The organism is Bradyrhizobium sp. ma5, assembly GCF_042258955.1.
Lineage (GTDB): Bacteria > Pseudomonadota > Alphaproteobacteria > Rhizobiales > Xanthobacteraceae > Bradyrhizobium.
In genome coordinates this window covers 3416455-3439639 of record NZ_CP170156.1, presented here as the reverse complement: position 1 = coordinate 3439639, position 23185 = coordinate 3416455, and the positions used below count along the sequence as shown (strand labels likewise).

22 protein-coding genes are annotated in these 23185 nt (G+C 64.0%); 3 read left to right on the top strand and 19 right to left on the bottom strand.

Annotation, left to right across the window (positions count from 1 at the left end; all coding sequences use genetic code 11):
* Positions 1 to 142 precede the first annotated feature (142 nt).
* Together ACE103_RS15715 and ACE103_RS15710 are read left to right on the top strand one after the other, a co-directional pair.
* Positions 143 to 1306 (top strand): transporter substrate-binding domain-containing protein, encoded by a 1164-nt coding sequence (locus ACE103_RS15715; RefSeq protein ID WP_375780155.1) that lies wholly within the window; start codon positions 143 to 145, stop codon positions 1304 to 1306.
* Entirely contained in the window at positions 1303 to 1890 is a 588-nt protein-coding gene (locus tag ACE103_RS15710) for an ANTAR domain-containing response regulator (protein ID WP_375780154.1), read from the top strand. Before ACE103_RS15715 ends, ACE103_RS15710 begins: the two co-directional genes overlap by 4 nt.
* Positions 1891 to 1899: 9 nt before the next feature.
* Here the strand turns inward: ACE103_RS15710 and ACE103_RS15705 are convergent, their stop codons facing one another.
* The 19 genes from ACE103_RS15705 to ACE103_RS15615 form a co-directional block, all read right to left on the bottom strand.
* Positions 1900 to 4188 carry a nitric oxide reductase activation protein NorD gene (locus tag ACE103_RS15705; RefSeq protein ID WP_375780153.1) on the bottom strand — a complete coding sequence of 763 codons (2289 nt, stop codon included), beginning with the start codon at positions 4186 to 4188 and terminating at the stop codon, positions 1900 to 1902.
* A 14-nt stretch (positions 4189 to 4202) separates the two neighbouring features.
* Entirely contained in the window at positions 4203 to 5015 is an 813-nt protein-coding gene (locus ACE103_RS15700; RefSeq protein ID WP_275945287.1) for a CbbQ/NirQ/NorQ/GpvN family protein, read from the bottom strand.
* A 49-nt stretch (positions 5016 to 5064) separates the two neighbouring features.
* The gene (locus tag ACE103_RS15695; RefSeq protein WP_375780152.1) at positions 5065 to 6084 is read right to left on the bottom strand and encodes an alpha/beta fold hydrolase; all 1020 of its coding nucleotides are present in this window, start codon (positions 6082 to 6084) and stop codon (positions 5065 to 5067) included.
* Between the two features lie 34 nt (positions 6085 to 6118).
* The gene (locus ACE103_RS15690) at positions 6119 to 7453 is read right to left on the bottom strand and encodes a purine-cytosine permease family protein (protein WP_375780151.1); all 1335 of its coding nucleotides are present in this window, start codon (positions 7451 to 7453) and stop codon (positions 6119 to 6121) included.
* Between the two features lie 82 nt (positions 7454 to 7535).
* Positions 7536 to 8573 (bottom strand): aliphatic amidase, encoded by a 1038-nt coding sequence (locus tag ACE103_RS15685; RefSeq protein ID WP_092125395.1) that lies wholly within the window; start codon positions 8571 to 8573, stop codon positions 7536 to 7538.
* 32 nt (positions 8574 to 8605) lie between these two features.
* Positions 8606 to 9298 (bottom strand): urea ABC transporter ATP-binding subunit UrtE, encoded by a 693-nt coding sequence (gene urtE / locus ACE103_RS15680; protein ID WP_092125394.1) that lies wholly within the window; start codon positions 9296 to 9298, stop codon positions 8606 to 8608.
* On the bottom strand, positions 9291 to 10043 hold the full coding sequence (gene urtD, locus ACE103_RS15675) for an urea ABC transporter ATP-binding protein UrtD (RefSeq protein ID WP_375780150.1): 753 nt from the start codon (positions 10041 to 10043) through the stop codon (positions 9291 to 9293). The genes urtE and urtD overlap by 8 nt, the downstream gene beginning before the upstream one ends.
* Positions 10040 to 11179, bottom strand: coding sequence for an urea ABC transporter permease subunit UrtC (urtC, locus tag ACE103_RS15670; RefSeq protein ID WP_375780149.1), 1140 nt, complete (start codon positions 11177 to 11179; stop codon positions 10040 to 10042). The genes urtD and urtC overlap by 4 nt, the downstream gene beginning before the upstream one ends.
* 16 nt (positions 11180 to 11195) lie before the next feature.
* Complete coding sequence (urtB, locus tag ACE103_RS15665) at positions 11196 to 12065, bottom strand: urea ABC transporter permease subunit UrtB (protein WP_375780148.1); 870 nt, start codon at positions 12063 to 12065, stop codon at positions 11196 to 11198.
* Positions 12066 to 12187: 122 nt separating this feature from the next.
* Complete coding sequence (locus tag ACE103_RS15660) at positions 12188 to 13438, bottom strand: transporter substrate-binding domain-containing protein (RefSeq protein ID WP_223968670.1); 1251 nt, start codon at positions 13436 to 13438, stop codon at positions 12188 to 12190.
* A 127-nt stretch (positions 13439 to 13565) separates the two neighbouring features.
* Complete coding sequence (locus tag ACE103_RS15655) at positions 13566 to 14207, bottom strand: ANTAR domain-containing response regulator (protein ID WP_092125390.1); 642 nt, start codon at positions 14205 to 14207, stop codon at positions 13566 to 13568.
* A complete protein-coding gene (locus ACE103_RS15650) occupies positions 14204 to 15358 on the bottom strand; it encodes a transporter substrate-binding domain-containing protein (RefSeq protein ID WP_223968668.1) in 1155 nt (384 codons plus the stop codon). The genes ACE103_RS15655 and ACE103_RS15650 overlap by 4 nt, the downstream gene beginning before the upstream one ends.
* Before the next feature lie 274 nt (positions 15359 to 15632).
* Entirely contained in the window at positions 15633 to 16082 is a 450-nt protein-coding gene (locus ACE103_RS15645) for a Zn-ribbon domain-containing OB-fold protein (RefSeq protein ID WP_375780147.1), read from the bottom strand.
* Positions 16079 to 17275 carry an acetyl-CoA acetyltransferase gene (locus ACE103_RS15640; RefSeq protein WP_375780146.1) on the bottom strand — a complete coding sequence of 399 codons (1197 nt, stop codon included), beginning with the start codon at positions 17273 to 17275 and terminating at the stop codon, positions 16079 to 16081. The genes ACE103_RS15645 and ACE103_RS15640 overlap by 4 nt, the downstream gene beginning before the upstream one ends.
* Entirely contained in the window at positions 17272 to 18555 is a 1284-nt protein-coding gene (locus ACE103_RS15635) for a CaiB/BaiF CoA transferase family protein (protein ID WP_375780145.1), read from the bottom strand. Before ACE103_RS15635 ends, ACE103_RS15640 begins: the two co-directional genes overlap by 4 nt.
* 53 nt (positions 18556 to 18608) lie before the next feature.
* Positions 18609 to 19832 (bottom strand): ABC transporter substrate-binding protein, encoded by a 1224-nt coding sequence (locus tag ACE103_RS15630; RefSeq protein ID WP_375780144.1) that lies wholly within the window; start codon positions 19830 to 19832, stop codon positions 18609 to 18611.
* 27 nt (positions 19833 to 19859) lie between these two features.
* Complete coding sequence (locus tag ACE103_RS15625) at positions 19860 to 20822, bottom strand: PDR/VanB family oxidoreductase (protein ID WP_375780143.1); 963 nt, start codon at positions 20820 to 20822, stop codon at positions 19860 to 19862.
* Between the two features lie 11 nt (positions 20823 to 20833).
* Positions 20834 to 22153, bottom strand: a complete 1320-nt coding sequence (locus ACE103_RS15620; RefSeq protein ID WP_375780142.1) for a Rieske 2Fe-2S domain-containing protein — start codon at positions 22151 to 22153, stop codon at positions 20834 to 20836.
* A gap of 13 nt (positions 22154 to 22166) precedes the next feature.
* Positions 22167 to 22493 carry a type II toxin-antitoxin system HicB family antitoxin gene (locus ACE103_RS15615; protein WP_375780141.1) on the bottom strand — a complete coding sequence of 109 codons (327 nt, stop codon included), beginning with the start codon at positions 22491 to 22493 and terminating at the stop codon, positions 22167 to 22169.
* A 214-nt stretch (positions 22494 to 22707) separates the two neighbouring features.
* On the opposite strand from ACE103_RS15615, the gene ACE103_RS15610 reads away from it, so the two are divergent.
* Positions 22708 to 23184 carry a MarR family winged helix-turn-helix transcriptional regulator gene (locus ACE103_RS15610; protein ID WP_375780140.1) on the top strand — a complete coding sequence of 159 codons (477 nt, stop codon included), beginning with the start codon at positions 22708 to 22710 and terminating at the stop codon, positions 23182 to 23184.
* Position 23185 lies beyond the last annotated feature (1 nt).

Sequence of the window (23185 nt, the reverse complement as noted above, 5' to 3'; positions counted from 1 at the left end):
AAATTCTAAGGAGGTGTGCAGCGCGTTGTCAACGAGGCTGGCTGCACAAATTTCGCGAGGTGCTGCGCAGCAAATCGGCATGACCTCTTGCACCGGCCTCTGCGAAGATGGTTTCCTGCATGAAGTGCACTGAAAGTCTTCGATGACAAAGCCGTCCATTCCCGTTGGGATTATCTGCTCGCAGCATGGGCCCTATCAGGCCATGGGGCGCGAGATCCTGAAGAGCGCCATGATGGCGGTCGACGAGATCAACGAGCAGGACGAGTTCGACTTCGCGATATCGGCACATGTCCGCGATCCCCGCGGCATCATTTCAGAATACCATACGGTCTGCGATGATCTCATTCGCAATGTCGGGGTCGAGCACATCATCGGCTGCTACACCTCGGCCTCGCGCAAACAGGTTCTTCCGATCGTCGAGCGCACCGACCGCCTGCTCTGGTATCCGGCGCGCTACGAGGGGTTCGAATGCTCCGACAACGTCATCTATGTCGGCGCCTCGCCAAATCACAACGTGCTGCCGCTGGTGCGCTACGTGCTCGACAATCTGTCGCGCGAGATCTTCTGCGTCGGCTCCAACTATGTCTGGACCTGGGAAACCAACCGCGTCACCCGCGAGCTGGTGACGGCGGCGCGGGGACGGATTCTGGCGGAACGCCTGCTCGAGCTCGGTGAGAGCGCAGTTACGCACATCGTCGACGAGATCGTGCGGCGCCGGCCGCCGGTTGTCTTCAACACGCTTGTCGGCAGTTCGAGCTATGATTTCATCCGTGCGTTTCATGCCGCAACCCTTGCTGCGGGTCTCGACATCCCGATGCTGAGCTGCAGCCTGTGCGAGCCCGAGCTCAAGATCGCAGGTCCCGCATCGGCCGGCTGCATCACGTCGTCGGCCTATTTCGAAAGCATTCGCCTCCCCGAGAACCAGGCCTTCGTCGCGCGCTGGAAGGCGCGTCACGGCGCGCACAGCAGCCCGTCGGTGGACGGGCAATCCGCCTATGTCGCGGTCTATCTGCTGGCCCGCGCGCTGCAACGTGCCGGCACATCCGATATCGGCGAGGTGCGGCGCGCCGCAGCCGGCCATCGCTACAATTCGCCACAGGGTCCGGTCTGGATCGACGGCAGCAACAACCACTGCGTCTTGACGCCGCGGCTCGCCGTCTCCAACGCCGAAGGACAGTTTGACATCTTCTGGGAAGCTGAAGCTCCGGTTAGACCGGATCCCTATCTGACGCAGCTCGACATCGCCGCCGGTCCCGCAAGGGATGGAACGTTGCCGAATGCGCCGCATTTGCGGGTCGTGAAATGAGCAAGCCGTCATCATTTTCGCTGCGCGGACGCAATGCGCTCGTCGCCATCAAGGACGAGCGCGACGCCACCATCGTCAGGCGTCAGTTCGAGCGTCTCGGGATCGACATCGTCACATGGGATGGCGACGCCGATATCGACTGCCGGCCGGATGTGACGCTGATCGACGACGAGTTCCTTCCGCTCACCTCGCCGGCGCAGCGCGCATCGCTTGGGCGAAGCCCGGTCATCGCCCTGCTCGGCACCGAGACGCCGAGCCGCCTGAAGCTGGTACTCGACCTCGATCCGGCCTCGTTCCTGGTCAAGCCACTGCGCTCGGCCGGCATCTATGCCGCGCTTGTCCTGGCCTTCGAGCGAAGCGAGCGCACCAGCGAGCTGAAGCAGCAGGTGCTCAAGCTCGAACAGCGTCTTCGATCCCGCCGCGTCGTGCTCGCCGCCGTCCTTCAGGTCATGCACACCCATGCGCTGGCCGAGCCGGCCGCCTTTGCGCTGATCCGGCGGACGGCCATGGAGCAGCGCAAGACCATCGAGGAGCTCTCGGCCGAGATCACGGCAAACGGCTCCCTGCCCCGCGCGGCCGGCTAGACCTTACGACTATTTCTTCAGTTCCGCATAAAGCTGCATCACCCGTTGCGGCAATACCTCGATCCGGGGCACCCGGAGCGCGTGGCGCTCGCCGAAAATGCGATCGAGCTGCGGAAATCTGTCCTCACCGATGCCGAAGGCAAAAATATCGGCGCCGCGCCGCCGCAGCTGCTGAGCGGCACGGCGCGCGTCCTCCACCAGATATTGCGGATCGGGCACATCGACGTCGGACGGCTCACCATCGGTCAGAACCAGCAACACTTTGCGGAATGCGCGTCGTCCCGCGAGGTAGCCCCCGGCGTGGCGCAACGCGGCACCGAGCCGGGTGGAATGGCTGCTGCCAAGGCCCGCGAGACGCGAACGCACCACGGCGTCCATCGGCTCCTCGAAGCTCTTGATGCGGAGATAGCGCACGCGCTCGCGGCCGTCGGAGCTGAAGCCGTGCACCGCGATCGCGTCATTGGCGGCCTCGACCGCCGTTGCCATGATCGCGGCGGCCTTGCGCTCGACGTCGAGAACGGTCCGGCCGCGACGATCGCGGTCCGCGGTCGATTGCGACAGGTCCAGCAGCAGCAGAACGGCAAGATCGCGCGGTCCCGGCGCATCGCGCTGGTAGACCCTGGGCTCGCTGATACTGCCGGTACGACGTTCGATCGTCAGTGCGATCGCCGCATCGATGTCGAGCGCTTCGCCGTCGCGCTGGCCCTTGTGTCTGATACGGCGGCCGATTGAGGCGTCGCGGGTCAACTCGGTGATCCAGCGCATCGCCTCGGCATCCGTCGAAGGGTCGAACGGCTGGGCGGATACCGCTGCATCAGCCTCCAGGATCGTGGTCCAGTCCGCCCGCTCGGTGCGCGTGGCATAGTCCCATTCCGGGTAGGTCGCGGCCGGAAATCCATCCAGCAGGGTCACTGCCGCAGCCTTCGCGCGCAGCGTCTCGTCGGGCCTTGCATCGTTGTCGGTGGATTTTCCATCGGCGTCGTCGCGGCGCTCGATCCGCACGGAATCGACCGCAAGTTCGATCGTCTCGGCCGGGCTGTCCGGCTGATCGCCAAAATCCCACAGCGCCAGATTGTCATCGCGATAGGCCGGTTCGACGACGTAGCTCTTGGCATTGAACTGCAGCCGCATCTGCCCGATGTCGTTGCCGAGCAGCCCGCCGATCTCGCGGCTGATGGCCGGATCAATCCAGCGGCCGGCGGCTTCGGCAAACAGCGCGCGCCCCTTGGTCACCCACGCATCCGGATCCTGATAGTCCGGATCGATCAGCGCCCGCGCCAATCGCATCATCAATCCGGCGGCAGTTGCCTGGCCCGTTGGCGTCGCAGTGTGAAACGGCAACCACAGCCGGCGCAGCCCCGGCATCTCGCGAAGCGTCAGCGTCTCGACCCTGGCATCCTCGATCAGCGAGACCAGCGCAATCTGCAGCGCCTTCAACCGCCCCACGGGAAAGCGGACGGTGGAGTGCACCAGATGCGCGCCGGCATGCGCGACCGCCGCGAGATAGATGCTGTCCGCCTCCTCACCCGCGAAACCGGGAAAGGTCTCCGGGAGGCCGATCAGGCCGGCGGCGAGCGAGGCACGCCGCGGCACCGGCGTCGGTGCAACGGCAAGCTTGCGGAAACGCGGCTTCCTGTTCCACAGCGCGAGCGTGGTTGCGGCGAGGCGCTTTTCCAGCCGTGCAAAATCATCGCCGGTCCGGCCGACCGCGAACAGCCGCACCGAGAGCGGATCGTCGAGCGCGAAATAGGCGCGCCGGCGCGATGCGCGGCCGCCGCTTGCGCGCAGGCCGGCCGAAACCCAGGCGGAAAAATCATCGGCCCCGGCATGTGCGAGCAGCGGCTCCAGCCGGCCGATCGCAAGGCCCACCGATTCCGGGCCTGCATCTGCGAGTTGGCCAAGCGCTGCAAGAACCGCGGTGAGTTCTCCAGCACCCGCAAGCCGCGACAGCACTTTGGACAATTCGGTCAGCAGCCCATGGGCGGTGCGGCTTCCGGCGCTGCGGCCGATATCGCCCGCGGCGCGTCCGATCGCGATCAGATCATCGGTCGATCGCGGCGCCTGCCATTGCTCCGATAGCTTTAGAAAACCCAGCACCACGGCCTGGCCGAGGTTGGCCTCGAACAGGTCGTGCACCGCCTCGTCCCAGGCCGTCAGAAGATCGAGCGAACCCATCCGGTGCAAGGCGGCCCGCGCCGACTGCACCGCCAAGGCGATCTCATCGTGGCCGCGCAACAGTGCCGCAAGCCGGCGTCCGGATCGGAAGCCATCGAGCGAACTGATTTGCGCGACCGCCACCTCCGGGCTTCCATTCACGCAGAGGCCGAAATCACGTCACGCAACGTGTTCCTGGTGTCCGCATCATCGGTCAAGGGAACGACGATCGTGGTCTCGCACGCCTTTTCGAGGCTGATGCCGCATCCGATCAAGCGGCCAGCATTGACCAGCATCCGGGTCGAGGCGCCTTCGTCGAGGCCCTGGCCCTTCAGGTTGCGGCTGTGCTGGGCGATCTTCACCAGCAGATCGGCGAGGTTGGGTTCGATGCCGGCCTCGCGCGACACCACCTCGGTTTCCGCCGACCGGTCGGGGTAACCGAAATCCAGCGCCGCAAAGCGCTGCTTGGTGGATTCCTTGAGGTCCTTGATCGCGCTCTGGTAGCCCGGATTGTAGGAAATCACGAGCTGAAAGTCCGAATGCGCGTGGATCAGCTCGCCACGCTTTTCCAGCGGCAGCACACGCCGATCGTCGGTCAAGGGATGGATCACGACCGTGGTGTCCTGGCGCGCCTCGACGATCTCGTCGAGGTAGCAGATCGCGCCGAGACGCACTGCCGTCGTCAGCGGCCCATCGCTCCATACCGTACCCTCGGCATCGAGCAGCCAGCGTCCCACCAGATCCGCCGCTGTCATGTCCTCATGACAGGCGACCGTAATCAGCGGACGGCCGAGCCGCCAGGCCATGTATTCAATGAAGCGGGTCTTGCCGCAGCCGGTGGGGCCTTTCAGCATCACCGGCATGCGGTTCGCATAGGCTGCACCGAACAGTTCGACCTCATCCTTGAGCGGCCGGTAATACGGCTCCTGGCGGATGCGGTACTGATCGAGCAGCAAAGCGGGATTGGACAAGCTCACGCCTCCCATGATCGCGCAGGCAGCCGTTCGCAACCGTTCGAACTCACGATGCGAGCAGCTCCTTGAGCTTGGTATCGATGAAGGCGACATCGACCGGGTTGGTCCCCGGCCCGCCCGCGAAATGGCCCCAGATCGACGGTACCGGCACGAACTTGGCGTTCGGCATGTTCGCGACCTCGTTCTCGCTGTCTTCAGGCGGGAAGTAGAGATCCGTCCGCCCGGGCATGACATAGGCCTTGGCCTTGATCGCCTTCAGCGCAGCCTTGAAGTCGCCATTGTAGATCTCGTTGGCGCTGATGTCGCCGTTCTGCCAGGTCCACAGCATGGTGAGCAGGTTGTTCGGGTCCTTCGGCAGGAAGAAGCCTTCCCAGAATGCCACCAGGAAATCCTCCAGCGACGAATAGCCCATCGTCTTGATGTCGAGCTGCTCGCGGTAGAAGGCCTGCGAAAAGCCCCAGCCGGCATAGACCCGCGCGGCGGCGCGCAAGCCGCGAGCCGGCTTGTCGGTGTACCAGCCCTCCTTCCAGGCCGCGTCTGCCGTGAGCGCGGCTTTCACGCCTTCGAGGAACACATAATTGTGGCGCGAGCATTTCGCCGAGCCGCAGAACGGCGCCAGCAGGTCCATCATATCGGGATAGAGCGCGCCCCAATGGAACGTCTGCAACGCGCCCATCGACCAGCCGACCACCAGACGGATGTGCTTGATGCCGAATTTTTCGGTCACCAGCCGGTGCTGGGCGCGGACATTGTCGTAGGCCGTTACCTGCGGAAAACGCGGCCCGTTATACGGCTCCGGCGTGTTGCTCGGCGACGACGACAGGCCGTTGCCCAGCATGTTGGGAATGATGATGAAGTACTTCGCCGGATCGAGCGCCATGCCCGGCCCGATCAGCCATTCATTGTCGTAGTGCTGGCCGGAGTACCAGGTCGGATAGACGATCACGTTGTCCTTGGCCGCGTTGAGCTGGCCAAACGTCTTGTAGGCGAGCTTGCAGTCGCGGAGGGTCGCACCGCGCTGCAAGGTCAGATTGCCGAGATCATAGATCTGATAGTCGACGCTCATTGATGTACCCTTCTTGCTTGATCGAGCTTGTCGCTTATGCGGGGCGCGCTACCTTTTCGGTGGAAGACTCCACCCGCGCGATCGCCCCGTACACGATGCCGGCGATCAGCGCGGCTGATATCGCAGTGGACAGCCCCGGCATCAGATTTTCAACCGCAAATGCGCACAGCGACCCGATGCCCCAGGCGATGAACGGCTTCGCGCGCCAGTCGACGTCCGCACGCGACCCGGTGCGCAACAAATACTGATCGACCAAGATGATCGCACCGATCGGCGGCACGAGGATGCCGAGCAGCGACAGCCACTGGATGAAGAACGCCCAGACGTTGCCCGCGGCAACCACGATGCCAATGGCGCCGAGGATCACGGCCATCAGCCGCATGTTGGTCCCGAGGATACGGGACCAGCCGGTGGCCGCATTGTAAAGACAGTGCGAGCAGACCGATCCGAGATTGGCGTAGAGGAAGATGAAGGCGAGAATGCTGAGCCAGGTGAGCTGCTTGCCGTTCATGTAGCCGAACATGTTGTCGACGCCGAACGGGTTGGCGTTCGGAACCGCAAGCGCAGCCGTCATCACGCCACCGACCAGCATCGCCACCAGATTGGCGAACGGAAACGCGCTGAACGTGGCAAACAGGGACGCCCGTGGGCTCGGCGCCCAGCGGTTGAAGTCAGCAGTCACCGTGCCGGCGTCAATGAACAGCGCAAGCACCACCGTCAGGCCGACGCCCATCGACATGCTGGCGACGCCGTTATTGCCGGCATAACTGAAGATCGCCGCTGCCGTCGTGGTCGAGGCTGCATCGGCTGCGACCCAGAGGCCGAGGACGACAAACAGCGGCACCGACGCAAGCCCGATATAATGCAATCCCTTCACGCCGACGAAGGTGATCCCGATATAGAGCACGCCAGCGACGATGGTCATCGCCACATAGTTGAGGCCGTAGGTCGAGGAGATCAATGCGCCCGTGATGCCGGTCTGCACCGCATACCAGCCGAGCAGCAGGGTCGACAGCAGGCCCGACGCCAGCACATAACCCTTCTTTCCGAACACGATGCTCGCGATCAGCGCGAAGTTCATGCCCTTCCGCGTGCCGATCAGGCCGAGTGCGCCCACATAGGCGAACATGATCAGATTGCCGATGATCATGGCCACCAGTGCGTTCTTGAAGCCCATGCCCAGCACCAGCAACGATCCCGTCATGGCGCCGGTGATGATCATCGGAAAGCCCAGCCACACCATGGTGACCGAGAAGGCGCTGCGCCGGGCGCTGATCGGCACCGGCTCGTGCTCGAATTCATGGCCGAGAAGTTCGTCGATCTGCCCTTCGGACTGATGCACCAGCCCGCTATTTGCTTCGCTGCTCATGGTAACCCCCGTTTCCCGCTGCAACAGTTTCAGAATCGCGCCGGCGCGAATGATCGCGCCGGCACGGCTCGCCGTTTCCAAATCAACGATGTGCGACTTTCTGGTTCGGAATGCCCTCGATCGGACACTCGTCGGTCCCGACGGTCGGACGCGTCATGGCTTCAACCATCTCGCGCGTACCTTCGGGGTCCGTGATCCAATTCTTGTAGAAGGTGTACGGACAGACCGCGTGGCCGCGATCGCCCTCTCCGGAGTTGATCAGGCCGGTGTAGCCGCGGTGCATCAGCTTGAAGAGATGGTTCTGCGACTGCATGTTGCGGCGGGCATCGCGGATCAGCGACACCGAGAGCTGGGCGTACTGGATGCCGTTCTCCTCGGTGCCGCACTCGCCGAGCGTCCGGCCGTCGAAGCCGATGAGCGCAGAATGGCCGAAGTAGGAATAGACGCCGTCGAAGCCGGAAGCGTTGGCGACCGCGACGTAGCAGTTGTTGGCCCAGGCCATCGACTTCGAGATCTGGATCTGCTGCTCCTTGGCCGGATACATGTAGCCCTGGCAGCGGACGATCAGTTCGGCGCCGCGCATCGCGCAGTCACGCCAGATCTCCGGATAGTTGCCGTCGTCGCAGATGATCAGGCTGATCTTCAGGCCCTTCGGCCCCTCCGAGACGTAAGTGCAGTCGCCGGGATACCAACCCTCGATCGGCACCCACGGCATGATCTTGCGATACTTCTGGACGATCTCGCCCTTGTCGTTCATCAGGATCAGCGTGTTGTACGGCGCCTTGTTGGGATGCTCCTCGTGGCGCTCGCCGGTCAGCGAGAACACGCCCCAGACCTTGGCCTTGCGGCAGGCATCGGCGAAGATGCGGGTTTCCTCGCCCGGCACGGACGAAGCCGTCTCGTACATCTCCTTGGAGTCGTACATGATGCCGTGGGTCGAGTATTCCGGGAAGATCACGAGATCCATGCCCGGCAGGCCGAGCTTCATGCCCTCGACCATCTTGGCGATGTTGCGCGCGTTATCCAGCACCTCGGCCTTGGTGTGCAGGCGCGGCATCTTGTAATTGACCACGGCGACGCCGACCGTGTCCTTGCTGCTCGATATATCTCCATGCAACATGTCTCGACTCCCTTTCTGAACGATAATTCCCGCTACACGGCCATGTGCAGCTGGATGAGATCATCGGTGAGCTCACCGATCGCGCCCTTGGCGACGACGCGTCCCTTTTCGAGTAACGCGAAGCGGTGAGACGCGCGCCGCGCGAACGCGACATTCTGTTCGACCAGCACGACCGTGATGCCGCGCTCGCGATTGAGCTTGACGATCACGTCCTCGATCTGCTCGACGATGTTCGGCTGGATGCCCTCGGTCGGCTCATCCAGCAGGATGACCTTGGGCTGGGCAAGCAGCGCGCGTGCGATCGCAAGCTGCTGTTGCTGACCGCCGGAGAGATTGCCGCCGTAGCGGTTGAGAAAATCCTTGAGCACCGGAAACAGCTCGAGCACCCACTCCTCGATGCCGTTGGCCGATTTCGCCGCGAAGGTCCCGAGCGTCAAATTCTCCCGCACCGTGAAGCGCGGCAGGATGCCGCGGCCCTGCGGCACATAGGCGATGCCGGCCTTGGCACGCTGATGGGTGCGCAACGGCGAGATGTCGGCGCCGTCGAGCGACAGACGTCCGGTGCACCGGTCCATCAGGCCGAGGATGCTGCGCATCAGCGTGGTCTTGCCGACGCCGTTGCGGCCGAGCACCGACAGGAACTCGCCATTGCCGACCATCAGGTTGATGCCCTGCAAGGCGCGGCTGTTGCCATAGAATGCGTCGACGTCGGTCAGCTCAAGCATGGCTGATGCCTCCCGATCCGAGATAGGCGCGGCGCACTTCCGGATGCGCCTCCACCTCCGCGGCGGTGCCCTCGGCCAGCATCTGGCCCATATGCATCACCGAGATGATGTCGCCGATCGCCTTGACGAAGCCCATGTCGTGCTCGACCACGATCAGCGTGTGCTTGCCCTTCAGCCGCACGAACAGTTCGGCGGTCTTGCGGGTTTCCTGCGCCGTCATGCCGGCAGTCGGCTCGTCCATCAGGATCAGCTCGGCGTCCTGGGCGACCAGCATGCCGATCTCCAGCCATTGGGTCTGGCCGTGCGACAGATACGCGGCCGGCCGGTCGAGCTGTTCGGTGAGCCCGACCAGCTCGGCCAGACGCTCGATGTCGTCGCGCGCAGCATTGCCGATACTCCAGCGCAGATTGCCGAACACGGAGGTGCGGCGCGCCCGCGCCACTTCGAGATTGTCGCTGACCGAGAGCTCGCGGAAGACGCTCGGCACCTGGAACTTGCGGCCGACACCGGCGCGGGCGATCTCGTATTCCTCGAGCTCCTGCAGCGCGGTGCCGTCAAAGCTGACGGTGCCGGCGCTCGGCTTGACCTTGCCGCAGATGATGTCGAGCGCCGTGGTCTTGCCGGCGCCGTTCGGCCCGATCAGGCAGCGCAGCTCGCCCTTGCGCACGCTCATGTTGAGCGAATTGAGCGCCTTGAAACCGTTGAAGCTGACCGAGACGTCGCGGAGATCGAGATGGGAGTTCACGTGCTGCCCTCCGTCTGGCTGACACCCCGTGCAACCGCGCCGCTGGCGGCCTGTCTGCGCTGGGCAACCCAGCGCCAGGTGGACTGCGCGAGGCCGGCGAGCCCCTTCGGCAGGAACAGCACCACGAGCACGAACAGCGCGCCCATCACCAGCGTCCAGGTTTCCAGGAACGCCGCGGATTCCGACAGCGCGCCCTGCATGCCCGCGACCAGCACCGCGCCGAGGAACGCGCCGACCAGGCTCTGCCTGCCGCCGACGGCGCACCACACCACTACCGAGAGCGAGAGCTGCACGCCAAGGAAGGTCGGCGAGGCAAACTCCATCACAATCGTGTAGAGCATGCCGGCGAGGCCTGCGATCGCAGCCGAGAGCGCAAACACGAAGATCTGGTAGAGCGCGACGTCGTAGCCGAAGTAGCGCACCCGGCTCTCGTGATCGCGGATCGCCTGCACGATCAGGCCGGCCCTGGACTTGGTGAAGGCAAAGGCCACCAGCAGGCTGAGCAGCACACATCCGGCAACGAGGTAGTAGGTTGCGCGGCCATAGGCATCGAACGCGACGCCGAACAGCTCGAGCTGGGCGAGATCGGTGATGCCGTTGAAGCCGCCGGTATAGCTCTGCTGGTCGATGATCACGAGATTGATCACCACCATGGTGGCGAGCGTGATGATCGAGACGTAGACCCCGGTGACCCGTCCCCGGAACATGAACCAGCCGAGCGCCGCCGCGACCAGCGCCGGTACGAGCAGCCCCGCCGCGATGGCGAAGCTGAGCGACCGGAACGGCTCCCAGAACCACGGCAGATGCTGGACATTGTTCCAGACCATGAAGTCCGGCAGTCCGCTCGCCCCCGTATGCACCGGTACGGTCTTGAGCTTCAGCGCCATCGCCATCGCGTAGGAGCCGAGCCCGAAGCTCATGGCCTGGCCGAGATTCAGGATGCCGCCGAAGCCCCAGGACAGCCCCAGCGATATCGTGAGGATGCCCAGCACCAGATAGCGCGCGACCTTGTTGAGCAGGAAGTCATTGTTGAGCAGCACCGGGAGCGCGAACACCAGCGCGGAAACGATCAGCAACGGTGCAAGTTGCGCGATCAGGCGCTGCAATCCGCTGGAATTGGAAGCATTCGACGGCATAGATGAGCGATCTGTCTCAGGCCCGCACGCGTGCGGTGAAAAGCCCCTCGGGGCGGAAACGGATGAGCACGACGATGGCGAGCAGCACGATCGTCTTGGCGACCGTGTCGTTCTGCAGGAAGGCGATGCCGCCGGAGAGCTCGCCGAGGATGAAGGCGCTCGCCACGGTGCCGGCGAGGCTCTGCACGCCGCCGAGCACGACCACCATGAAGGCGTCGACCACGTAGCCGGTGCCCATGTCGGGCGACACGCTCTTGAGCGGCGACACCAGCGCGCCGGCAAGTCCGGCAAGGCCCGCGCCATAGGCGAAGGTCAGCGCGTAAACCCGCTTGGCGTTGATTCCGAACGAGGCGGCGACCGAGCGGTCCTGGATGATGGCACGCAGCTTCATCCCGACCGTCGTGCGGTTCATGAGCAACCAGGTCGCCCCGAACAGCGCGATCGACACGACGAACAGGAACACCCGATACGACGATATCGGGATGCCGAACACGTTCATGCTGTCGGCCAGCGCCGGCGGCAGCTGCACATAGCGGAGTTCGCTGCCGACCATCAGCCGCACCGCCTGCTGCAGCATGATTCCGACGCCCCAGGTCGCAAGAATCGTATCGAGCGGCCGGTTGTTGAGCAGGCTGAGGACGTAGCGTTCGATGACCCAGCCGAAGGTTGCCACCACCAGGAAGATCGGAACGAGGCTCGCCAGCAGGCCGAGCCCGAGATAGGTGTGGAACACCCAGGCGGCGTAAGCGCCGAGCATCACGAACTCGCCATGGGCGAGATTGATGATGCCCATCGAGCCGTAGATGATCGACAGTCCCAGCGCCACCAGCAGCAGGATGGATCCGATGCTGAGGCCGGTGACGATTTGTTCGATGAGTTGGTCCACGTCGGGATCCGCTTTCGATGTTCGTTTGGGCGCCTGCGCCCCTCGCATGTGTGCGAGAGGCGGCTTTCGTTGCGGGAAGCCGGCCGCCGGCGCCGCACGCCGACGGCCGTCGTCAGCCCCCGTCAGCTCTTCTCGACCAGGCCCTTCTCGGTGCAGGACTGCCCGGGATAGGCCGCGTAAGGCACCGGCTTCAGCCAATCCTTGGCCTCGACGAGAATCTCGAACTGGCCGTTCGACTTCGCCTGCGCGATCTTGGGCCACAGCCAGGTGTGCAGATTCTCCGGCTCGATCCGGACCTTGCCTTGTGGCGCAGTCACTTCCTGGCCCTTGACCGCGTCGCGGATGTTCGGCGGCGTGAGGTCGCTGGTGGCGAGCTTTTCGACCGCCTGCTTGAACAGATAGGTCTGGAAGTAGCAGGCCTCCGAGACGAAATGCGTCACCTTGTCCGCGCCCCAGCGCTTCTTGTAGGCCTCGACGAATTTCTCGTTCTCAGGCGACTTGTGCACCATGAAGTACGGCGCCGAGGTGAAGTGACCGGCGGCAGCCTCTCCGCCCATCGCCGCGACCTCGTTCTCCGAGGTCGTGAGACTAGCCATCGGCATCTTCTCGGGATCGAGGCCGGCAGCCTTGTACTGACGATGCAGTGCCACCACGGAATCGCCGACCACGGTGGAGAAGATCACGTTCGGCTGCGTCGAGCGGATCTTGTTGATGACGGAAGAGAATTCGGAATGGCCGAGCGGCACATATTCTTCCGCCACGACCTCGCCGCCGAGTTTCTCAAGCAGCTTCTTGCAGTAGTTGTTCTCTTCCTTCGGATAGATGTAGTTGGAGCCGATCAGATAGAACTTCTTGCCGAACTTCTTGACCAGCCACGGCACGAACTCGTCCTGCTGCTGGTTCGGCACTGCGCCGGTGTAGATGACGTTCTTCGAGCACTCGCGGCCCTCATAGAGCGTCGGATACCAATAGAGATTGTTCTGTCGTTCGAAGACCGGAAGCACCGCCTTGCGGCTCGCCGAGGTATATGAGCCGAACACGCTCACGCATTTGTCGCCGACGACGAGCTTGCGGGCCTTCTCCGAGAAGGTCGCCGGATCCGACGCAGGATCCTCGACGATCGGCACGATCTTGCTGCCCTTGATGCCGCCGGCGGCGTTGATTTCCTCGATCGCAAGCAGCGTCGCCTTGTTGAGCGATTCCTCGATGATCGCGGTCGTTCCCGTCAGCGAGAACAGCACGCCGACCTTGATCTCGCCGCCCGCGGCGTAAGCGAGATCGGCGTTCTTGATCCAGATATGCGGCAGTCCGGCGCCGGCAAATGCGCCAAGCGCCGCGGTATTCCTCAGCAAAGTCCGCCGTGAAATGCTCATCCCTAGCTCCCTTCAGGACCGAAAAAACAAAAAGCCCTCCCGATGCGCGCTTACGCGAGCATTGGGAGGGCTTTGTTGCCGGTTGTGTCGAAGGCGGCGCTGTCGCCGCCGGCCCCGCTATTGGGGCTTACTGTTGATGATCGTAGCCAAGCAGTTCGAACGAGTCAACAATCGCCGCAGCGACTGCACTTGCCGACACGCGACGATCCATCGCCTGCCGTCGGATGAAGCCATAGGCTTCGGTTTCCGGCATCTGCCGCGTCGCCATCAGGATGGCCTTGGCGCGTTCCACCGTGCGCATCGAGCGCAGATTGTCGTCGAGCTTCTCGATCTTGCTGCGGAGCCGCCGTTCGTAGCTGAACTGGCTGCGCGCCAACACGAGGCTGGACAACACCGCATTCTGCGTAAACGGCCGCGGCAGAACGGCGTTGGGCGTTGCATGACACAGCGCATCGGCGTGAACGGCTTCCGTCGCCGGCAGGATCACGACCAGCGCGGAACGCGCATCGCCTGGAATCCACGGCAGGCGCCGCGCCAGATCCGGTGAATATTCGCAGTACACCACGTCGGCATCGGCCGGCACGCTCTCCGGCATCGGCCAGACCTGACGCACCCGCATCCTGAACCGCTGCAATTCGCGCAACAACATGCCGACCTGATCATCGACCGGGGCGACCACCACGGCCGACAGATCGGCAAGTTCCTGCACCATGGTCTTGCGTCCGCCGACGTCTCGGCTCAGCGACGGCTTACGCGACTGCTCGTTCATTGGACGCTTCCTGTTTGCGTTGCACGACCATACCCGATCAGGAACGGATCCGCATGCACCGGCTCCTTCGACTGGCTGACCACATCGAACTGCCCCTGACGGTTGGCGCGCCCGATGCGTGTCCACAGATCGGTATGACCCGACATCGGGTTGACGGTGACGGCACCTTGCGGTGCATCAAAGCTGGTGCCGAACACCATCGAACGGAGCACTTCCGTGTCGAGCGAATTGACCTGCTCGAGCGCCTTCGCAAACAGATGCAGCTGGAAATAGGATGCCTCGGCGCACATGTTGGTGGAGATGTCGGCGCCGAACCGCTTCTTGAAGCGCTGCACAAACGCGTTGTTGGCGCTGCCCTCGACGCCCTGGAAGTAGGATGCCGCGGTGACGTGTCCTGCGCCGACGTCGAAGCCCATGGCGGCGATTTCGGCTTCCGTCGTGGTCAGGCTGGCGATCGGCACTTGCTTTGGATCGAGCCCGACATTCGCGTAGGCCTGATAGAGGAAGACCGTGCCCTCCCCCACGACGGTCGAGAAGATCACGTCGGGCCTGACCCGCTTGATGTCCTGGATGATCGGGACAAAGTCCTGCCAGCGCGCGTAGACGTTGACGTAGCGTTCGCCGACGACCGAGCCGCCGTTGCTCTTCAGCAGCTCCCGCATCACCCGGTTGGACTCGCGCGGATAGATGTAGTCCGAACCCACGAAATAGAATCGTGTTCCGAACGTATCCATCAGATAGCGGCACAGCGCGAGGCTGTTCTGATTCGGCGAGGCGCCGGTGTAGATGACGTTCGGCGACGCCTCGAAACCCTCATAGAGCGTCGGGTACCAAAGCAGGCCGTTCAGCCGTTCGACCACCGGCAGCACCGCCTTGCGGCTCGACGAGGTGTAACAGCCGAATATAGTGCTGACCTGATCCTCCACCATCAACCGTTTGGCGTAGTGGCCATAGGCGGCCGAATCCGAGCCGGGGTCGTAGGCGACGGGAACCAGTTCGCGGCCGCAGACCCCGCCCGCCTCGTTCACCTCCTCGATCGCAAGCTGCGTGCCCTGATACTGGGTCTCCTCGATCACCGACATGAAGCCGGTTCGCGAGAACAGCACGCCTATCCGCCATGGAGCGGAGGTCGCTTGGGTAGGATTCGACATGATCAGGCCCTCGACAGAATTGGAGGGACGAGAGGGATTATTGTTCTTGTTGCTCTCGAACAGCATTGCCGGGGGCGGAAGATTGCATGTCATCTGCCGCGAGACAAGGACCCACGAAGCTCATCCTGTCAGCGGCGCTGACGCGAAAGCAGGCAAACCAGATGTCACCCGCGAATGATCACAAGTGCAGCGCACCGCTGACCATCTATCTCCGGTAGACGCGCAATCGATTGCCCGTATCAAGCGAACCGATCGATAGTAACTCCGGGGAAACCTACGCCCGGCGCCATTGCAGCAAGGAGTAAGGCGGATCCGACTCCAGGTGATGCTCGAAGACCCCTTCGACATCTGCACCGATTGCAACCGCCTGTTCGGGATCGCCGAGCAGATTGCCGACCATGCGAATGCCGCCGGCATGCGGCAATTCGACAAGTACCGCGATGTAAGGTCCATGCCCTTTCAGCGCGGCATGCGATGGATGCCACGCGCGTTCCCAGCTGAAGATCCGGCCGCGCGGCTCGACTTCGGTCCATGTCGGATCGAAGGCGTGGCAGCGATGACAGAGCCATTCGGGTCCGAACTGCCACGTGTTGCAGTGGCCGCAGCGTTGCACCAGCACCTTGCCTTGACGCAATCCTTCCCAATACGGCGCGGACAGGCCGTCGGGCTCCGCGACCGGGATCGGCAGGCCTGCCGGGAGATAGCGCGCGCTCGGCTTGCTCATAAGGTGGCCTCCGAACCCAGAATGAGGTCGCTCGCGGGAGAGACCATCGGACCTCCGATGACCATTGCGACGTCGCCGCGTCGCGCCTGGTTCGTCGAGGTGCCGCGCACCTGGCGAACCGCTTCCAGCACGAGCTCAAAGCCGTGCATGTAGCATTCGGCGAGGTTGCCGCCGCTGGTGTTGAGCGGCAGCCGCCCGGACGGCGCGATCAGGTTCTCGACGGTCAGGAACTCGTTGGCCTCCTCTGGCTTGAAGAAGCCGTGCTCCGCCAGTGCCATCACGACGCCGCCGGTGAAATTCTCGTAGGCTTGGACCACGCCGACATCGGACGGCCCTACGCCGGCCATGCGGTAGAGATCAGGGGCAACGGTGTCGAAACTCGCCGTAGCGTAGAGCGGCGCGTTGTGCGCCGTCGCCGCCGCACGATGTCCGGATCCGAAGGCGGCACCGAGCAGATAGGCCGGCTTATTCCGGAATTCTGCGGCGCGCTCCGCCGATACCAGCACCAGGGCCGCCGCGCCGTCATTCTCCATGCAGCAATCGTAGAGATGGAACGGCTCCACGATCCAGCGCGAGGCATCGTATTTCCCGGCGTCCAGCGGCTTGCCGTGCATCACGGCACGGGGGTTGGCCTGCGCATGGTGATAGGAGGCGAGCGCAATCGCGCGCAACGCCTCTTGCCGCACGCCGTGCTCGTGCATATAGCGCTGCACCCGCATGGCAAAGCGCTGCGGCGGCGCCAGCACACCATAGGGCATCAGGTAGGACCGTTCGCCCGAAACGGTGTGGATCCCGCCCGCCTGTCCGAACCGACCATACTGGCCCTGCGCCAGCGAGCGGAACACCACGACACAATCGGCGAGGCCCGCGACGATCGCGGCCGCCGCGTTGGCAACCGCAGCACAGCAACCGCCGCCGCCTCCGCCCCATTGCATGGTGGCGGCGCGCAATCGATGCGTCCCCAGCGCCGCGGCCAGCCGCGAGGCTTCGCTGCGATCGTCGCTGTAGGACGAGAAGCCGTCGATCTTGCGGGGATCGAGCCCGGCATCTTCGCAAGCCGCCAGAATCGCTTTCAGCGCGAGCTTGAACTCCGGGTCGGGAGAACCGCCGTGGCGATAGTATTCCGTTTCGCCGATCCCGATCACGGCGACTCGGCCCCGCAGCGTCCGCTCGTCTTGCGCGCGCGCCGTCACGGCCTCGCATCCCGTCGCGAAGGCTGGCTGCCGAAAGCCCCACCTGCGGCAAGGCGCGCGATCTCCGCCTCATCGTAGTTGAGCAACTCGCGCAGTACATTTTCGGTGTGCTGCCCAACCGCCGGTGCCGCAACGGGATCGACGATCGGGGTCCGCGAATAGCGGATCGGAAGGTTCACGTTCGGCACCCAACCCAGCGTCTCGTGCGGGATCCTCGTGACGATCCCGCGCTCCCTTGCCTCCGGGGAGCGGATCGCCTCGCCGACGGTGCGCACCTGACCGCAGGGCACCCCGGCCGCCCGCATCCGGGACTGCCAGTGCGACCAGGGCTGCCGGGCAAAGGCATCGCCGAGAATCGCAAACAGCTCCTCGCGCCGATGGATTCGATCAGGGCCGGTTGCATAGATCTCGGCCGCAGCAAGATCCTCACGCTCGAGAACCTGCGCCATCAGGCGCTGAAAGATCTTGTCGTTGCCGCAATTGATGTAGAAGGCGCAATCGCTGGCCTGAAACACACCCGACGGACAGGTATCCGGACTGGTATTGCCGCTTCGCTTCGGATCGGCATTGTTGAACAGCGACTGCATGGTCGCATAGCCGGTCATCAGCACGGCATTCTCGAACAACGACACCTCGATGGCCTGGCCCTGCCCGCTCCGCTCCCGCGCGAACAACGCACCAAGGATCGCATTGCTGGCCATCATCGCGGTGCTGATATCCATCACCGGCGACAATGCGCGCACGCCCTCGCGGTCGGCATAGCCGTTCATCGACACGAAGCCGCTCTCGACCTGCGCGATCGGATCGAAGCCGAGCCGATCCGAAAACGCTCCGTCGCGGCCATAGGCCGACACCGCGCAATAGATGATCTCGGGCTTGATCTTGCGGCAGCTTTCGTAATCAAGCCCCAGCCGCACCATCACGTCGGCCGAAAAATTCTCGACAACGACGTCTGCCGTCGCGATCAGCTCGCGCGCGACCTTCAGGCCCTCCGGCGATTTGAGATCGAGGGCAATGCTGCGCTTGTTGCGGTTGGTCCAGAGGAACGGCGCACCGTGCCTGAGATCCGGATGCACCGGGGGATAGCGGCGCAAATCGTCGCCCCGGCCGGGCGCTTCGACCTTGATCACCTCGGCGCCCATGTCGGCGAGGATCATGGTCGCAAACGGTCCCGCAATGAAATGCGAGAAATCGATCACCCGGACCCGCTCGAGCGCCCTTGGCGCATCGGCAGGGCGCCGCGTGTGCTCGGGGAAGTCGGCTTCAAGCTGATCCAGCATCGGGAGGTCCGTCAGTATGAGAAGTGTTGATCCGAAGGTCGCTTCCGTCGTCGTCAATTGCTCTTCGGCGGCTCGACGAGCGAGCATCCGCCCTGGTCGAGCGGCCGAAACGCCTCCGGCCCGGACAGCACGCCGACCTGCTCCAGCAGGTCCCACTTGCTCTTCGACGCATTCGGGCTCTTCACTTTGAAGATGTACATGTTGTGAATGGCGCGGCCGTCCGCGCGCACCACGACCGGCCCGAACAAGGCGTCGTCGATCGGCTTCTCCTTCAACTTCCGGATCACCGCCGGCGCGTCATTGGTTCCTGCCGCCAGCGCCGCGTTCAGGTAAGCCAGCACGGAGGAGTAGACGCCGGCGTGGAACGCGGTCGGCGATTGCCCGTGCTGACGCGCGCTGAATCTGGCCGACCAGGCGCGGCTGGCATCGTTGAGGTCCCAGTAGAACGGCTGGGTGATGATCAGCCCCTCCCCAACCGCAAGGCCGCTCGACTCGACATCGTTGGTGGTGGTCAGCAGCGCCGCGAAGGTACGCCCGCTCTGTTTCAGCCCGAACTCGGCGGATTGCTTGATCAGGCTGACCGTGTCGCCGCCGGCGGTCGCGAACGCGATCACGTCGGCGCCCGAGCTATCCGCCTGCAGGATGAACGAGGCATAGTCTGCATTGTTGATCGGCACGTTGACCGATCCGAGCACGGTGCCGCCGCCGGCGCCGATCACCGCCGTGCCGTCGCGCACCATCGACTTGCCGAGCGCATTGTCGGTCGCAATGAAGTACCATTTCTTGCCGCCGTGACGCACGAGGTAGGTGCCGATGGTGTGCGAGGCCGCCCAGGTATCGAAGGTCCACTGGATCGTGTTGGGCGAGCAGTATTTCCCGGTCAGGTCGGAGGATGCCGCGCTCGATGCAATCAGCGCCGCCTTGGTGCCGCGCACGACTTCGTTGACGGCGAGCCCGACGGCCGAGTTCGGCACGTCGGCGACCGCATCGACCTTCTCCTGATCGATCCAGCGCCGCGCGATTGCGGCGCCGACATCCGCCTTGTTCTGGTGGTCGGCGGAGACGATCTCGATCTTGAAATCCGAATGAAGGCGCATGAAATCCTCGGCAGCCATCCTGGCCCCCGTCACCGAGCCTTCGCCGGCATTGTCCGAATAAGGGCCGGATGCGTCGTTGAGCACGCCGATCTTGAGGGAGCGCGCAGCGTCCGCCGATGCGGGCGAACCGGCGCAAACGGCCAGCAGGGCCATTCCGGCGATTTGCGAAAGATACTTCATTGTTTCCACCCGTCGTCTGTTGTTGTTCTAGAGATCGAGCACGAGCGTGCGGGACTTGGCGCCCGAACAGCAGATCATGACGCTCTTGTTCGCCGCTTGCTCTTCCTTGCTCAGAAACTGATCGCGATGGTCGGGCGTGCCCTCGAGCACGCGCGTCTCGCAGGTGCCGCAGACTCCCTCGGTGCAGGCGTAGTTCGCGGTGATGCCGGCAGCCAGCAAGGCATCGAGAATCGTCATGCCGGGTTCGACCGCAATCGTGCGATTGCTTCGCGCAAGCTTGACGTCGAAGCCGCCCTCGGTTGAGGGCGCTTCGCGGGCCTGGAAATATTCGACATGCACGCGATCGGCTGGCCGATCGGCCGCCGCCGCCTCGAATGCCGCGAGCAAGGGCACCGGGCCGCAACAATAAAGATGCGCGTGGGCCGGTGCGTTGCCGACAATCGCCGGCAGGTCGAACAGACGCCCCGACCGCTCATCGTCGAAATCGACGTGTATCCTGGAGCGAAGATCGGATCGGAATGCGTCGAGCTCGTCGAGGAATGCCGCGGCGGCGCGGGTCCTTGCGGCGTAGAACAGCTCCCAGTGGCGACCGATCGCATCCAGACGCCGGATCATCGACAGCAATGGCGTGACGCCGATGCCGCCGGCGATCAGGACCGAATGCTCGGCCGCTTCGTGCAGCGCGAAATTGTTGCGCGGCCCGGATATCGTCACGATATCCCCGACCTTCATGGAGTCGTGGACGAAGCTGGAGCCGCCCCGGCTCTCGGCATCCTTGTTGACGGCGATCACATAGCGGTGCCGCTCGCGCTGATCGTTGACCAACGAATAGCTGCGGATCATGCCGTTCGGCAGATGCAGGTCGATATGGCTGCCGGCCGTAAACGGCGCCAGCTCGCCGCCTGTCCGCGCGATCAGCTCGTAGGAATTGATCCGCTCGGCCTCGTAGCCGATGCGCTTGACCAGCACGTCCTGCGTCATTTCAGCCATGGCGGATGCGCTCACAATTCGTACCCGAAGTCGGCACCAAGCTTCGCCCGCATGAACGGCGCGCCGACGTCGACCCAGGAATCCTCCGGCGGCAGCCGCAGCGACACCGCGCGTACCATGAACACGTCGGGGTCCGAGACGCCCTTGGGCTTCATCCCGTGATCGCGATGGGCGCCCAGCGCCTCCAGAATAAAACGCCGCGTCATCGCGATGCCGGTGTCGCTGGAACAGAGCGTCTCCCTGGTGCGATCGAAGATCGGCGAGACGCCGCTCTGGCAGGCGCCGTCCTGCACCCACAGCCCCGGCAGGCCCGAGAACCAGGTGGTACGCTGCGCCTCGTAATCGAATTGAAAGCCGTTCTGCGGATTGTATTTGGTCCAGTAGCCTGCATAGGGGACCGTCACCGGGTGCTGGACCAGCGCGTGGCGGCTGGCATGGCCGCTTTCGCGGCCCTTGTGACCTTCGGCGAACACCTGCCGCGTCTTCTCCAGCAGCGGCTCCGACGGATGATAGGAGAACATGATGCAGAGCGTGTTCTCGTCATCGATCGGCACCCAGGCGTGTCCGCTCAGATCCGGGAACGGCGACAGCGGGGGCACCAGCGTATAGAACGGCAGCATGAACTGGTTGACGCGCCAGTACAGCGTGTTGGCATCGTAATTGCGCCGCGCGGCGATGCTCATGCCGAAATCTTGCTTGATGCATTCGAAGGTCGGCCGCAGGTCGCGCTTCTGGATCCAGGCGCTGGTCGTGCCCTGGGCGTCGAGCCGCCCGTGCAGCAGCGGCGCGTGCGCCGAGTCGATCTCGCCTTCGACCGCTTGCAGCCAGTTACACTCCTGGACGCGGACCGAGATGTGCACCTGCTCGGCCGGCACCAGATTCCATTCGAGGTTCGGGAGCGGCGGAAGCTCGGCCTGATCCGGGCCGATGTAGGTCCAGATCATCCCGTTGCGCTCCTTGCAGGGATAGGCCTTGATCCGCACCCGCTCCTTGAGGCGGCTGCGCACCGGCTCCGCGGGCATATCCGTCACCGCGCCGGTGACGTCGAATTTCCAGCCGTGATAGACGCAGCGCAGCCCGCAATCCTCGTTTCGTGCGAAGATCAGCGGCGCGCCGCGATGCGGGCAGGCCTGATCGACCAGCCCGACCCGCCCCTCGGTGTCGCGGAAGGCGACCAGATCCTCGCCAAGCAGCCGGATGCGCTTCGGCTGTCCATCCTTGGCGAGGTCTGCCGACGGCAGGAAGGGAATCCAGTAAAGCCGAAACAGATCGCCGAGCGGCGTGCCCTTGCCGACCCTCACCAGGCGTTCATTGTCTTCGCGCGAGAGCATGAATTTGCCTCCTTCAATTGCGTGTGGCCGGGCCCGCCGCGCCGCCGAGAAGCGCGGCGACACGGTCGGACAGTCCGAGATCCTGAGCGGTCCAAAGCGGATCGGATGCGGTGAGCGGCTTGCGAGGCACGGGAGGCTGCTTGCCCGCCTCCACGAGGCCGACGATCAATTCGATGCGGCGCCGCTCGAGCTCCCGTAAGGCGTCCTCGACGACGGCGGCTTCCGCCGTGCATCCCGGCAGCTCCGGATAGGCAAGACGAACCCACCACTGCCCCGGCTCGGTTTCGACCGCCTCAGCCTCGAGCAAATAAGGAATCGACAGCAGCTCACGCAGGTCCAAGTTCAACCTCCCTGCACGATGTCTTGGCATCGCATTTGATACGTATACGTACTACATTGCCAAATGCCTGACAAGGCCGAAAGCAGTTGCATCGTGCCACGAACAGACCGGGGGGCGGTTCACCGCAGGGTTGAGGACGTCAGGCCAAGCTGCTAACGGCTAACGCGAATTCGAAAAATCGGAGTCCAACGACGGCATGGCAGCCGACAAGAATATGAAACCGAGTTCGGCGACGGACATTGCGCGCGACTGGCAGCTTGAAGGCGGCGTCGGGTTTCTGCTGCGGCTGCTGGAGGCTCGCTATGACGGGCTCTATCAGAGCATGACGCGCCAGAGCGACATCACGCCGCGGCAGTTCGGCGTGCTGATGGCGCTGTACCAATTGGGTCCTCTCACCCCCTCGGTGCTGGCGGAACGGATCAGCTGCGACCGCAACACGCTCAGCGAGATGCTGAAGCGGATGGCGGCGCGCCGGCTGGTCTCGAAGAAGAACAATCCGGACGACCGCCGCTCGCTCCAGGTGCAGATCACCGCCAAGGGCGAGGAAGCGTTGCTCGCCGTCATCCCAGCCGCTGCCGAGCTGCAAAACATCATGTTGGCGCCCTTGCGCAAGGAAGACCGCGCGCATTTCCTGAAATGCCTGCTCGCGATCGCGAAGGCTCCGCCGCCAGACGCTCCGTCCGATAGCTGAG